Here is a 13,770-nt window from a genome sequence, read left to right on the forward strand (position 1 = left end):
GGTGCACGTCGTTCGATTTCTTTCGACGTTCGATGCGAGCCTTTTCAGTCGCTCGATGCGGTTGCGAGCGCCTCGGTCGGCACCACGAACGACTTGTTGTGCAGCTCGTTCTCGAGCTCCATGAGATGCACGTGGCGGCCACTCGGCTTGCCCGATTCGTCGACCGCTCCGCCGGCACCGACGATCACCTGAAGGTCGAACACCTCCTGCACCAGACCGTCGAATCGCACGAACCCGACGATCTTCGCGGTGTCGAGATCGACGATCCACACACCGCTGTGACGCGGCTCGTTGGTCTGGGTGAGCGGGATGCCCGCGAACACCGATTCGCGGACCTGCGAGAGTCCGACGATCGCGTAGCGACCGATGAATGCGAGACCGCGCGTGAAACCGGGGAGCTTGGTGATCGTCTCGGTCTCACCGGAGTCGAGGTCGACGCGGCTGAGCGTTCCCTTGCCCGATTCGAGGATGAACAGTTGGTCTCGATACCAGCGCGGCGAGTGAGGCATGCAGAGACCCGACGTGAGGATCTCGTTCGACTCGATGTCCATGACGAGGCCACCGAAGGCCTTGGTGTCTCGCCAACCCTGCGGTTGATCGGACTCGCTGAACATCGACACGTACTTGGGCTTGCCGTCACGCATCGCCATCCCGTTGAGGTGGCAGCGATCTTCGGGGCCGAGGCCCGAGATCCACGGCGGCGTCCAGCGCGGGACGAAGCTGTGCTCGGCATCGATGGTGCTGAGGCACGAGAAGCGAGTGTTCACCACCCAGAGTTCGCCCTCACGGTCGTACGCCTGCTCGTGGATCGCGATGTCGCCGGTGACGTGACGGTTGCGCATCACGTAGCACGAGCCGTAGGTGCCCTTCGGCTCGATCTTCTGCGCAACGGCCGGCTGATCGCGATAGGTCCAGATCTCGTCGCGGGTACCGATCGCCAGTGCGCCGGTGCCTCGGTTCGCTCCGCCGCCCGGTCGCCAGGCGATGCCCATCGGACGCGGGAACGGCGTGAAGTGCGTGTTGAGCACACCGTCCATCTCGCGAAGCGTCACCATCTTGCCGCTCTGATACGTCGACATCAGCAGGCTGAGTCCGGTCTTGCCGAGCAGTTCGGGCACGCTCGACGTGTGCACCGATCCCATCGGATGCTGGCCGGCATCGATCGCCGCGTTCGTCTCGACCTCGTCACCGGCAGGCGCCTTCGGCGCGGCTGCTGCGGCGCGCTTGGGTGCGGCGGTTCTCGGCGCCGCCGTGGCACCCGGACCGGGTCCGCCCGACACCGCGTTCGCGCGGTCGGCGGTCTCCTTGACCGTGCCGAGCACCTCGTGCAGTTCGGTGGTGTTGCGGCGCCACTTGTCGGGTGCCGGCGGCGTGAGCGTGTGACGCGACAGCGGCAGCGGTCCGTCGAGCGGATCGTCCCACGGCAGTTCGGCGAAGCGGCAGAGGCGGGCGATCTCGGCGTTGGGGTCGCCCGTGAGTCGGTGGTAGTTGGCCACGGTCCAGCGGCCCGGGGCGACACGGTCGAGGTCGTCGAGGATCTTGTTGGTGGTGTACTCCCACTGCTTCGCGCAGATCTCCTGCACCGACTTGCCGATGAGGTCCTGCCAGCCCGGGATGAGCAGCAGCGACCAGGGGATGCCCTCCCAGTTCGGCAGGTCGGGATAGGTGGCGAATCCGCCCGAGCGCCAGGCGTCGATCATCGACGAGATCTCGGCGCGCGGCGGGCGTGACAGGTAGATGTAGCGAGCGTCGGGGAAGACGCGGTCGAGGAACTCGATGCGCAGCGCGTTCTTCGGGGTCTTTTCCAGGAAGCGGAGTCCGGTGCCTTCCATGGGCGGCGGCTGTTCGTTGCGGTCGCGAAGGTCGTTCCAGAATGCGTCTCGGAGCGCCTCGACGACCGGCGGTGTGGCGTGCTCGGCGGTGAGTTCGTTCGAGTGCCAGTCGTTGTCGCTGGGTCGCAGACCCGGAATCGACTCGATGAGCATGTGGCTCTCGCGGCCGATGGTGAACAGGTTCGGCGCCTTGGCGAGCGTCTCGAACAGCAACGTGCTGCCGGCGCGCGGCGGCGACACGATGATGACCGGGCGATCGAATCGAGGGTCGCCCTTCTCGTCGTTGCTCGCATCGGGCACCGGGGTCTCGTGCACCTTCACGACGGGCGGGCTCGCCGCAGTTTCCTTGTCGGGCCCGGCCGCGAGCGCACTCGCGGCGAGCAGCGTGCCGATCGTCGTCGCAGCCGACGAGTGGTTGTACTCGATCACGGCGTCGGGCAGGGCACGGAGTGCGGCGACGAATCGATCGACCTCCGCCCGGTAGCCGGCCGCGCTCGGGGTGGATCCGTGCAACGCCCACAGCGTCTGCCACGTCTCGATGAACTGGTCGACCTCGGCGCGGATGGCCACACCGGCGCCGTCGGTCGGCACGTGTTCGCTCAGCCGTGCCCAGATCGCCTGCATCTGCGCCGGCGGCATGACGGGGGCGATGTTGAAGCTCTCGGGGAGGATGAGCGGCGTGCGGCCTTCCTCGTACGGCAGCGTCTTCGCGTCGACGTTCGTCGCTCCAGCACCGTTGCGGATCATCTCCCACAGCGCCGGTGTGCCGACGGTGTCGATGACGAGGTGCACCCGGTGCGAGCCGCCTGGGTTCAAGACGTTGTGACGACGGAACGTGTCGAAGACCCAACTCTCGCCAGCCGCCATGTGCACCGACGCATCGCCGCACTGGAACTCGACGTCGGGGGTGGTGATGATCGGCACGTGGATGCGCACCCGGTCGAACCAGTAGAGGTGCACGTCGAAGTGCGGTGTCGCTTCGCCGCCCGGGTCGATGCGCATGAGACGGGTACGGCCGACCGGCACGCCGAACGATGCGATGGTCTGCGCGAGGTACGAGTCGGGCTGCAGCCATCCGGTGGTGGCCTGCTGTCCGCCGATCGAATCGTCGGTGTGGTCGCCGCCGACCGACACCAGGCTGACCGCCGTGTTGCCCTTGTGGCCGGTGGGGTGCCGGCGCCACGCGTCCTCGGGGAGCGCCTCGACTTCCTCCCGGAGCTTCTCGACGTCAAACGCGAACGGCAGTCTGATGAACGGTTCGGTGAGTTGCATCGCCGACCGACGCTAGCCGTCGAGCCTCTGTCGCCTCACATGCCCCACGAACAGGAACCCGTCATCCGGTGTCTGACACCGGATGATGGGCACGGGCCGATCGACGATGTGGAGGCCGGGGTCGCGGCAACCATCTAGTGTCCTGCGCAGTGACCGGCCGAGCGCGCAGAGTTCCCCAGTTCGCTGGGAGGGTCTTCCTCGGCGAAGCTGGCCTGGAGACTGACCTGCTCTTCAACCGCGGCATCGATCTGCCCGACTTCGCAGCCTTCCCGCTCCTCGCGACCGAATCCGGACGCACCACGCTCTCGGCCTACTGCCAGTCGCTCATCGATCTGGCGCGTCGCAATCGCACCGGCGTTGTCTTGGAAACAGCCACCTGGCGAGCAAACCCCGACTGGGGAATGCGCCTCGGTTACTCACCCGAGCAACTCGACACGGCAAACCGCCGTGCTGTCACATTGCTTCTCGAGCGACGCGCGGCCAATCCCGACGTCGACGTCGTTGTCAGTGGCACGGTCGGTCCGCGCGGAGACGGCTACGCCATCACCAACGCGATGTCGAGGCACACCGCAGCCGCCTATCACCGCCCGCAGATCGCCTCGCTCCATGCAGCCGGAGCGGATCTCGTTTCAGCATTCACGATGAACCATGTCGACGAAGCAACAGGCATCGTCGACGCCGCCCAACACGTCGGAATCCCTGTCGTCATCTCGTTCACGGTCGAAACCGACGGGCGTCTGCCATCCGGGCAAGCGCTCGCTGCGGCAATCGACGAGGTCGACGCTGCGACCGACAGCGCAGCCGCCTACTTCATGGTCAACTGTGCGCACCCGTCGCACTTCGCGGATGTCTTCGATTCACCAGGGCCATGGGACCGCGTGCGCGGGATTCGCGCCAACGCGTCGCGAATGAGCCACGCGGAACTCGACAACGCCCCCGACCTCGATCGAGGCGACGCAGCCGATCTCGCGGAGCGGTATGTCGAACTCGCCGAGCGACTTCCGCAATTGTCGATCGTCGGAGGTTGCTGCGGTACCGATCTCGATCACCTGAGTCGGATCAGCGCCGCGCTCGACCAAGCCTGACGCACTCCAATCGTGCTCCCCTGCGTCATCGGGTGTCTGACACCGGATGATGGGTCAGGTGCGGCGGGTGGCTTGGGTGAGGATGTCGGCGGCGGGGCGGTCGAGGGCCTCGGCCGCTGCGACGACGTCGTCCCACTCGACGCTGGTGTTGACCACCTCACCGTGCAGCGTCGCCGACTTCACCCGGATCTGGTGACCGTCGACGTCGACCGTGCTGAACGTGCGGGGCAGCGTGTGGCGATGCACCACGTGCTCGCGCAGACCGATCGTGGTCGTCGACCGGAAGATCGTGTCGCGCACCGCTGCGGCGTGCTGCTCGTCGGTGAGCGCCGAGAAGGTGTGCGCCGGGCGACCCTTTTTCATCACGATCGGCGTGACCCACGCGTCGACCGCACCAACCGCGAGTACCGCGTCGATCGCAGCCGGGAACAGGCGGGTGTCCATGTCGTCGATGTTGGCGTCGATCTGGATCAGGTCACCCGTGTCGGGCCCGTCGTCCGAGCTCGCCTGCTCAGCACTCGCAGGCCGTGACGATGATGACGTCGGGGCTGCGAGCGTCCCGCTGACGAGGCGCATCGCGTTGACCACCTCGTCGGGATCTTTCGATCCAGCACCGATCCCGACCTGTTCGATCGTCATGGCGGGCATCGGCCCCCACTCCACGACGAACTGGTCGAGCAGTGCGGCACCGGTCGGCGTGGTCGACTCGAACGGCGCCGGGCCGGCCTGCACCGGGCAGCGCCCGCTCAGCAACGCGACGACCGCGGGCACCGGCACCGGGATCGGTCCGTGCGCTCCCCGCGTCTGACCGCTGCCGAGGCTCACGGTCGAGCAGTGCAGCGCGGTCATGCCGAGCTCGTCGGCCAGGTGGTGGAGTCCGGCGCAGACGCCGACGATGTCGGCGATCGAGTCGAGCGCTCCGACCTCGTGGAAGTGGACGTCGTCGATCTCCGAGCGATGCGCCGCGGCTTCGGCCGCCGCGAGCCGTTCGAACACGCCGATCGCACTCCCCCGCACCGGTTCGTCGATCACCTGCAGCAGTTCGACGATGTCGGGCAGGTGCCGAAGCGTGCGAGTCTCGGGCACGTCGACGTGCATCTTGACCGCGCCGAGGCTGGCCCGGGTGACCGGCTCGGTCCGCAACGTGATGCCGAGGTCGAGTCGATCGAGCGGCGCCTGCAACACCTCGATCGGCACGCCGATGTCGGCGAGCGCACCGAGGAACATGTCGCCGCTCACGCCGGCGGTCGCGTCGATCCAGACGATCACTGCTGCGCCTGCTGCTGCGCGACGAGGTTGAGGATGCGGATCGCTGCGCACGCGGCGCCGAAGCCGTTGTCGATGTTGACCACGCTCACACCCTGGGCGCAGCTCGCGAGCGAACTGTTGAGCGCCGTCGAACCGCCGGTTGCCACGCCGTATCCGACCGACGTCGGAGCGGCGATGATCGGGGCGCCGATCATGCCACCGAGCACCGAGACGAGCGCCGCGTCCATGCCGGCCACGGCGATGACGATGTCGGCCGAGCGGATGTCGTCGAGCCGCGCTTCGAGTCGCCACAATCCCGCCACGCCGACGTCGACGATCAGCTCGGCGTCGATGCCGCTGAACTCGAGCGTTCGCGCTGCTTCGGCGGCGACCGACGCATCGGAGGTGCCCGCAGCGACGACCGTGACACGACCAGACCGCCGCGGCAGCGTCCCGCGCAGGAACGCGGTGCGCGACAGCGTGTCGATGTCGATCGAGTCGGCGTGACGAACCACGAGCTCGCGAGCTTGCTCGTCGGTCAGGCGCGTGAGCAGCCGAGGCTCGCTCGTCTCGGCGATGAGGTCGGCGACGATCGAGACGACCTGCTCGGTCGACTTCGTCCCGCACAGCACCGCCTCGGGCATACCGACGCGGGCCTGACGTTGATGGTCGTGCTGGTGCATCAGACCGCCGGCGCTCCGACGAAGGCCCGGCCTGGCTCGTAGGCCCGGCCGTCGAGTTCGATCGACACGATGGTCGGCTCGATCGCCGCCATCTCGCTTCTGACCGAGGTCAGCAGGTCGGCGTCGATCACCTCGCGATCGTCGTCGCCGACTTCGACGAGGACCGCATCGGCACGAAGGCGGCAACGCACGACGGTGATCCCCGTCGTCGAGCGGATGAGCTGTTCGCCCGCCTCGATCGCTCGCAGACGCGGGGCGGTCACACGAGTGCCGGTGTAGAGACGGCTCGCAAGGCACGGCGATGCGGGAAGCTCGGCGGCGTCGAGATCGAGATGGCGAGCCATCGCTCGGATGTCGGCTTTGGTCACCTCGGCCTCGATGTACGGGTGGCGCACGTCGCGCTCGGCAGCCGCCGTGAGCCCCGGGCGGTACTCGCCGAGATCGTCGACGTTGGCACCGCTCAACATCACACCACCGCCATCGCTCAACTCGGCGATCGCGTCGTACAGATTGCTCTTGCAGAAGTAGCAGCGGTCGGTCGGGTTGGAGAGGTAGCGCTCGTCGTCGAACTCTCGCGACCGCACCACCTCGAGCTGCCAGCCTTCACGCTCGGCGTAGTCAACGACCCGGGTGGTGCCGTCGTCGGGCACCGCGGGCGTGACCGTGTGCGCCACGAGCGTCGCAGTCGGAGCAGCGCGGTGCGCCACCGTGGCGAGCAGCAGCGAGTCGATACCGCCACTGCAGGCGACGACGCGCGACGGGATCGTCGACAGCACGGCGTGGAGCCGTGCGAGTGCGGCAGCGGGGTCGGGACGCGACCCGATCGTCAGACTCATCGTGCCCCAGTGTTGCCGCGTCGGCGCCCCGTTCCACACACCGTCAGCCTGCCCGGACGCCGACTGCGACGTGAGCGCGCTGCGAAACGATCGGCGGGCATCACGCCCGACGCCGCCAGAATGTCGAGGTGAGTCGTCTGTTCGTTGCGCTGTGGCCGCCCGACCACGTCGTCGCGCGCCTCGAAGAACTCCACCGCAAAGACCAGGTCGGCGCTCGTTTCGTGGTGCCCGAGAACTGGCACGTCACCCTTCGGTTCCTCGGCAATGCCGACCCGAACGAGGTCGCCGACGCGCTCGACCGTGCGCAGTTCGCCCCGACGACCGTGACGCTCGGTCCGGCGGTCGATGTCGGCAACCAACGCACCCTCTTCGTTCCGGCAACCGGCACCGACGCGCTCGCGGCAGAGGTCGTCGACGTCACCCGGCATCTCGGCGACGAGAAGATCCGCGAGCGTCACCTCGGACACGTCACCATCGCCCGGTTGAAGAAGGGGGCCAACATGCCGCGCGTGCTCGGCGAGCTGATCGACGCGCAGTGGGCGCCGGCCGAGGTCGCCCTCGTCGAGAGCCGGTTGCATCCCGACGGCGCTCGCTACGACACGCTCCAGACCTGGCCGATCTGATCCGGGTGTTTCCGCCACTCGGGTGTTTCGCTGGCCACAGGGGGTCTCGAAACACCCGGGCGACGGAAACACCCGAATGGGTGGGAGGGGTCACACCGCCGCGTAGACGCTGTCGAGTCGGGGCCGACCGGTGCCGTCGACATCACCGGAACCAGGACTCGCGACGGCGACGAGTCCGTCGTCGACCAGCTTCACGATGTGGCCGAGGACGCTGTATCCCGCCGGCCGGTGCAGTTCGACCCGGACGGCTGCGTACAGCTCGGTCACCATCTCCGGGATCGTGGCCAGCCCGCGGCGGATCGCGTCGAGCACCTGACGCTCCCGTTCGAGCCGATGGTCGACCAGCCCGCCGATGAACTCGCGTGGGTTGGTGATCGGCGAGCCGTGCGTGGGGATCGCCGTGCTGATGTCGAGACCCGCCACCATGCGCAACGATTCGATGTAGGCGCTCATGTCGCCGTCGGGGGGTGACACGACGGTCGTGCTCCATCCCATCACGTGATCGCCCGAGAACAGCGTGCGCTGCGACCCGTCGTCGAGGGTGAAACACATGTGGTTCGACGTGTGGCCCGGCGTGTGGATCCCCGTCATCCGGAGACCTCCCGACTCGAACACCGTCTCGCCGCTCGACACGGCCCGATCGGGCACGAAGTCGGTGTCGGTGCTCTCCTCCATCTTCGGCTCGGCATCGTCGTCGTCGTCGTCGGCGTCGGTCGGATCGGGCTCGGGGGCGCGGCCGAAGTCGTCGGGCAGCGCACCGACATCCCACTCGTCGATCGCCGCACCGTGCGGCCCGAACGCGATCGTCGGCGCTCCCGTCTCGGCCTTCAACCACTCGGCGAGGGGTGAGTGGTCGGCGTGACAGTGCGTGACGAGAATGGCCCGCACGGTCTCACCGTCGAGCGCAGCCCGAAGCGCGTCGCGGTGCGAGTCGAGCCGCGGGCCCGGATCGATCACGGCCACGTCGCCGCGCCCCACGATGTAGGTACCCGTACCGCGATACGTGAACTTCGACGGGTTCTTCGCAACGACTCGCCGCACGTGCGGAACGACCTCGGCCACGCCCCCGTAGGTGAAGTCGTCTTCCTCGAGCGTCACGAAGTCCATGCCTGATTTGACCACCTTTCGCGACCGCTGCGAGAAACGGGCGACCCGGGTCGCGACGCTCGGCGTGGCGTCAGGACCAGGAGCGCGGTACGACGCTGCCCACGGGCTCGCCATGACCGAGCACCCGAACCGCGACGCGATCGCGCACCGCGGCGTGCTCGCCGTCGACGTCGACCCCGAGGTGCCGGAGCGCTTGGACCGTCACGGCTCGGCGGACCTCGTCGGATCCGTCGGCGATCTTGAGCGCCGCGGCGCGGCCGTCGGGAAGCGCGAGCACCATCACACCTTGGGCACCGTCCTTGGCCACGAGCCCCGGCACCGCGGCGATCCACTCGCTCACGTCTCGGCCGGTCCCGCCCACCATCAACGGGTGTTCGTTCATCGCCACGCCGACCGGCGAGCCCGACACGGCGATCTCGCGAATCGCGCGGGCCGTGCCGATCAGGCTGAGCACGTGCGTCGGCGCTCCACAGCCGTCGATGCCGACGTGCTCGACCGTTGCACCGAGCGCTTCGATCGTCGACGAGATCGCCACCTGCAGCGGATGGTCGAGCGCGAGATAGTCGTCGATCGACCACCCGTTGACCACGCACGTCGCGAGCATCGCCGCGTGCTTGCCCGAGCAGTTCTGCTGCAACGACGACGGGGCGATGCCGGCCGCGCGAGCCGCTGCGCGCGCTTCGGCGCCGTACGGGCGCGCCGGCGTGTTGCGGAGCGCCTCGACCCCCAGACCGTGCCGTTGGAGGATCTCGACCGTGCCGTCGAGATGACGAGCTTCACCCGAATGGCTCGACGCCGCCAACGCCAACAGATGCCCCGGCAGGTCGAGACCGGCGTCGACCATCGCCGCCGCCTGGAACGGCTTGAGCGACGAGCGCGGGTAGATCGGCGCGTCGATGTCGCCGATCGACGCGACCACCGAACCATCGGCACCGAGCACCACGCCGAGCCCGTGGTGCAACGACTCGTCGACGTCGTTGCGCGTCACCGTGGCGATCACCTCGACGCTGTCGGAAGCGAGACCGATCGTCACCGAGCGCCCTCCGACTCGATCTCGCCACCGGAGTCCGTATCGCCGTCCGCGTCGGCGTTCGTGTCGCCGTCATCGGCGACCTCACCGGCAGCGGTCTGGCGCTCCAGTCGCCGTTTGCCGGACTTGGTCAGCGTGGTGAGGTGGTTGTCGACGATGTCGTATCGGCGACCCCAGTTGCTCGCGAGCGCCTGCGCCATCGCCGCACCGGGCAACGCCAGGATCGCGCCGACCGCGCCGAGCAGGGCGGCGCCGCCGAGCGCGGCACCGAACGCCACCGCCGGGTGGAGTTCCATCGTGCGCGCCGTGATGCGCGGCGCGAAGACGTAGTTCTCGATCTGCTGATACACGATGATGAACGTCAACACGATCGCCGCGTTGACCGGCGAGTCGAGCAGGGTGATGAGCAACGGCAGGATGCCGGCGAGATAGGTGCCGACGACGGGAAGGAACTGGCTGACCAGGCCCACCCACAACGCGAGGGCGATCGGCGCCTGCGTACCGAGCGCCTGGAACACGACCCAGTGCGACAGCGCCGACAGAAGCGCCAGCAGCGCTCGTGAGTACAGGTAGCCGCCCGTCTTGTTGATCGCGAGGTCCCACGCCTGCAGGACCTGTTCCTGCCGGCTCGGGCGCAACCGCGAGCAGATCGCCCGACGCAACCGCGGGCCATCGGCAACGAGGTAGTAGGTGAACAGCAGCACCGACAGCCCCTGGAAGATCACGGTCACGGCGGTGAGCGAGAGCCGCACCGCTTCGTCACCTTGCGACTGGATGAACTGCTGCACTCGACCATCGGGATCGTTGAACTCGTCGATCACGTCCTGCGGGTCGATCGTCGTGCCGAACGTGGAGTTGAGCCAGTCGACCGTGTCGGTGATGTACACGTCGGACTGCGACAACAGATCGGCGATCTGAGTACCGACGAGGGTGCCGATCGCGACCACGAACAGCATGAACACACCGAGGACGCCGAACAGGATCGCCGACGTCGCCGTCCCCCGACGCCAGCCTCGAGCCGCGAGCTTGTTGACCCCCGGCTCGATCGCGAGGGCGACGAACACCGACACCAGCAGCAGGACGAGCAGTCCCGACAGCCGATGGAAGACGTGCCGGGCGATGAAGGTCATCAAGAACCCGAACCAGAAGATCAGAATCGCCGGCACCGCCCAGCGCGGCAACGTTCGGTCGGTGGCGCGACGGTCGAACCGCTGCCCGGTCACGGGATCCTTCGCCCCGCCGCTGCGGCGGTCGTCAGGCGCTCGTCGCTCGTTCACCCCGTGGTCGTCAGCGCCCATGTTCGGCCGACATCTCGCAAGAAGCAGTCACAGGAGGCGACGGTAGTGGGTGCGCCATGGGAGCATGGCGACATGTCGTCGAACGATCGGGCCGACGAACGGCAGGCCGACATCCGGACCTGGCTGGGTGAGCAGATCCGGAGCCGCGTGATCGGCCCCGACGCCGACCGACGCCGCTTCGAACTCTTCGCCGCCGACGAGCCCGGATGGTTCGACGACGATGCGCCGATCCGGCGAGTCCACGGTGACGCCTCGATGTTCGTCGGCGGCCTCCGGGCGATCCTCCTCCAGTCGTTGCACCCGCGAGCGATGGCCGGCGTGGCACAGCACTCCGACTATCGACGGGACCCGTGGGGACGGTTGCAGCGCACGGCCGACTTCCTCGCGGCGACCACGTTCGGTCCGGCGTCGCAGGCGCAAGCCGCCGTCGACACCGTCCGCCGCGTCCACGAACACGTCGTCGGCATGACCGCCGACGGACTCCCCTATGCCGCGAACGATCCGCACCTCCTCCGCTGGGTCCACGTCGCCGAAGTCGACAGCTTCCTCGCCGCACACGACCGGTTCGGGGAGCAACGCCTCGTCGGCGCCGACCGCGACCGCTACGTCGCCGAGGCCGGCGTGATCGCTCGCGCCCTCGGCGTCGACGCTCCACCCGAGACCGAGCAGCAACTCCGCGAGCACCTGCACCTGTTCCGCGGCGAACTCGAAGGCACACGCGACGCTCGCGAGGCGGCCCGCTATCTCCTGATCAACCCGCCGCTCCCGCTCGCCGGACGAGCCGTCTACGGACTCATCGCCGGCGCCGCCGTGTCACTCATGCCAGCGTGGACGCGATGGCCACTGCGTCTCCCGTGGATGCCCGTGAGCGACGCCACCGTCGGGCGACTCCTCGGTGACACCGTGACGCGAACGCTTCGATGGGCGGTGTCAGCCGACGCGTGAACTCACGCCCTCGAGCCAACGAAGCACCCGCTTCTTGTTGACGCCCAGGTCGCTCTGACCGAAGCGCGAGCGCGAGAACACCGCCAGCGTCGAGCCACCGTGCTCGGCGTCGAGGAAGCGGACCGACACGTAATCGGGGAACGCGAACAGCGCGCTGCGCTGCACGTACGTGACGTGCCCGTCGGCCGCCGAACCCGCCAACACCTCGACCCGACCATCACCGAGCGCCACCGCATCGAAGGCGGCCGCGAGGTCACCCACCGGCACGGAGAACACCGGTGCCTCGACGTCGGCCCCCGCCGGAGCGCTGAGCGGAGCGACTCGATACGAGTTCGGCGTGCTCGGCTTGGCTGCGGTGAGCGGATCGGCATGCCACTCGGCGACGACGTCGTCGGCACGACGGACACCGATCATCGCACCGACGATCACCACCACGATGACCGCAAGGACGATGGCGACGACGAGCAACATGCGTTCACTGTAGGTGCGATCGCGACCCCGAGTCAGCAGGTCGCCGCGAGCGCCGGTGCGAGATCGCCGTTCCTCATCACCGCGACACCGTCTTCGAGCCCCAACCACGCCGCCATCTGATCGAGCTCGTCGCGGAGTTCACGGGCGACCTCCTCCTCGTCGATACCAGGCTCGCCGAACACGCCTTGGACGAGCAGTCGCCCGGCCGGCCGGTCGGCCTTGAGGTCGACGCGGGCGACCAACTCGTCGCCGAGCAGGAACGGCAACACGTAGTAGCCGTGGCGACGTTTCGGCTTGGGCACGTAGATCTCGATTCGATAGTGGAAGTCGAAGATCCGTTCGGCGCGATCGCGAAACCACACCACCGGATCGAACGGGCTGAGCAACGCTCGAGCGCGCACCCACCGCGGGAGATGAGCGTCGGGATGCAGATACGCCTGCTGCTTCCACCCCTCCACCTCCACGCTCAGCAGGCGGCCCTCCTCGACGAGTTCGGCGAACAACGGCCGCGTGTGCACGAGCCGGTGATAGTCGGCGAGATCGGCGGCGGTGCCCACACCGTGATACTTCGCCGCGAGCACCAGCAACTCCTTCTTCGCGTCGCGCTCGTCGAGCATCGGTTGGTCGAGCACGTCGGCCGGGATCACCCGCTCGCTGAGGTCGTACATCCGGGCGAAGTCGTTCGGTCGCCGATACGCCGACACCTCACCGGTTCGGAACAGATGCTCCAACGCGTACTTGCCGTCGTCCCAGTCCCACCACTGACCCTTCGGTCGGTCGCGCATCTCCAAGTCGCTTGCCACCAGCGGGCCGTCGACGCGCAGACGATCGAGCACCGATCCGATCAAGTCACCGCGCTCCGCGGCGAACTCGCGCATCGACTTCCACCGCGGATGGCTCGTCATCATCCACCCGTACAACGGACGCTGCTCGACCGGCACGTGACACGCTTCGTGCACCCAGTACTCGAACAGTTCGCCGGCTGCTGTCGCGTCGGGGATCAACGACCGCGGGTGCGGCCCGAGTCGCGCGAACAGCGGCAGTTCCTGGCTGCGGACCAACACGTTGACCGAGTCGATCTGGATCAATCCGATGTGGTCGAGCACCTTGCGCAGATGCCGCCGATCGACCCGCCCCGTCGGCCGCTTGTTGCCGAACCCCTGCGCGTACAAGGCGACCCGTCGGACCTGAGAGCGCGAAAGCGAATCGGTCCGGATCGTCACGCCGGCCACTGTAAACGCGCCCGCCCACCCCCGATGGCTGTCGCACGCTCGACCTTTGACAACCTACGTTCAGATCGGGCGACACAACCGTCGCCCGATGACGAGAGGGAAACCATC

12 protein-coding genes are annotated in these 13,770 nt (G+C 68.0%); 3 read left to right on the forward strand and 9 right to left on the reverse strand.

Translation table 11 applies throughout. From position 1 onward, the window contains the following. Positions 1-44 precede the first annotated feature (44 nt). Complete coding sequence (locus YM304_RS24330) at positions 45-3,104, reverse strand: TIGR03032 family protein (protein ID WP_015443234.1); 3,060 nt, start codon at positions 3,102-3,104, stop codon at positions 45-47. A 149-nt stretch (positions 3,105-3,253) separates the two neighbouring features. Here YM304_RS24330 and YM304_RS18410 point away from each other — a divergent pair, with 149 nt between their 5' ends. After that, positions 3,254-4,189 carry a homocysteine S-methyltransferase family protein gene (locus YM304_RS18410; protein ID WP_015443235.1) on the forward strand — a complete coding sequence of 312 codons (936 nt, stop codon included), beginning with the start codon at positions 3,254-3,256 and terminating at the stop codon, positions 4,187-4,189. Positions 4,190-4,243: 54 nt separating this feature from the next. Here the strand turns inward: YM304_RS18410 and larC are convergent, their stop codons facing one another. Genes larC through YM304_RS18425 form a run of 3 tightly spaced genes read right to left on the reverse strand, consistent with a single transcriptional unit; the run spans position 4,244 to position 6,956 of the window. Further along, the gene (gene larC, locus YM304_RS18415) at positions 4,244-5,458 is read right to left on the reverse strand and encodes a nickel pincer cofactor biosynthesis protein LarC (protein WP_015443236.1); all 1,215 of its coding nucleotides are present in this window, start codon (positions 5,456-5,458) and stop codon (positions 4,244-4,246) included. Further along, entirely contained in the window at positions 5,455-6,120 is a 666-nt protein-coding gene (gene larB, locus YM304_RS18420; protein ID WP_015443237.1) for a nickel pincer cofactor biosynthesis protein LarB, read from the reverse strand. The genes larC and larB overlap by 4 nt, the downstream gene beginning before the upstream one ends. Beyond that, positions 6,120-6,956, reverse strand: coding sequence for an ATP-dependent sacrificial sulfur transferase LarE (locus tag YM304_RS18425; RefSeq protein WP_015443238.1), 837 nt, complete (start codon positions 6,954-6,956; stop codon positions 6,120-6,122). The genes larB and YM304_RS18425 overlap by 1 nt, the downstream gene beginning before the upstream one ends. A gap of 128 nt (positions 6,957-7,084) precedes the next feature. Here YM304_RS18425 and thpR point away from each other — a divergent pair, with 128 nt between their 5' ends. Then, positions 7,085-7,579, forward strand: a complete 495-nt coding sequence (thpR, locus tag YM304_RS18430) for an RNA 2',3'-cyclic phosphodiesterase (protein WP_015443239.1) — start codon at positions 7,085-7,087, stop codon at positions 7,577-7,579. Between the two features lie 90 nt (positions 7,580-7,669). Here thpR and YM304_RS18435 read toward each other — a convergent pair whose 3' ends face one another. The 3 genes from YM304_RS18435 to YM304_RS18445 form a co-directional block, all read right to left on the reverse strand. After that, on the reverse strand, positions 7,670-8,686 hold the full coding sequence (locus YM304_RS18435) for an MBL fold metallo-hydrolase (RefSeq protein WP_015443240.1): 1,017 nt from the start codon (positions 8,684-8,686) through the stop codon (positions 7,670-7,672). 70 nt (positions 8,687-8,756) lie between these two features. Further along, positions 8,757-9,719: an asparaginase gene (locus YM304_RS18440; RefSeq protein WP_015443241.1), complete on the reverse strand. Its 963-nt coding sequence runs from the start codon at positions 9,717-9,719 to the stop codon at positions 8,757-8,759. Then, the gene (locus tag YM304_RS18445) at positions 9,716-10,993 is read right to left on the reverse strand and encodes an AI-2E family transporter (protein WP_162142109.1); all 1,278 of its coding nucleotides are present in this window, start codon (positions 10,991-10,993) and stop codon (positions 9,716-9,718) included. The genes YM304_RS18440 and YM304_RS18445 overlap by 4 nt, the downstream gene beginning before the upstream one ends. Before the next feature lie 93 nt (positions 10,994-11,086). Here YM304_RS18445 and YM304_RS18450 point away from each other — a divergent pair, with 93 nt between their 5' ends. Further along, a complete protein-coding gene (locus YM304_RS18450; protein ID WP_015443243.1) occupies positions 11,087-11,959 on the forward strand; it encodes an oxygenase MpaB family protein in 873 nt (290 codons plus the stop codon). Here YM304_RS18450 and YM304_RS23100 read toward each other — a convergent pair. Both YM304_RS23100 and YM304_RS18460 read right to left on the reverse strand, forming a co-directional pair. Next, complete coding sequence (locus YM304_RS23100; protein WP_015443244.1) at positions 11,945-12,430, reverse strand: DUF1499 domain-containing protein; 486 nt, start codon at positions 12,428-12,430, stop codon at positions 11,945-11,947. The two genes, YM304_RS18450 and YM304_RS23100, sit on opposite strands and share 15 nt — an antisense overlap. Positions 12,431-12,462: 32 nt before the next feature. Beyond that, positions 12,463-13,653 (reverse strand): winged helix-turn-helix domain-containing protein, encoded by a 1,191-nt coding sequence (locus YM304_RS18460; protein WP_197536903.1) that lies wholly within the window; start codon positions 13,651-13,653, stop codon positions 12,463-12,465. Positions 13,654-13,770: the final 117 nt, after the last annotated feature.

The sequence above is a fragment of the Ilumatobacter coccineus YM16-304 genome (genome assembly GCF_000348785.1).
Classification (GTDB): Bacteria; Actinomycetota; Acidimicrobiia; order Acidimicrobiales; family Ilumatobacteraceae; genus Ilumatobacter_A; species Ilumatobacter_A coccineus.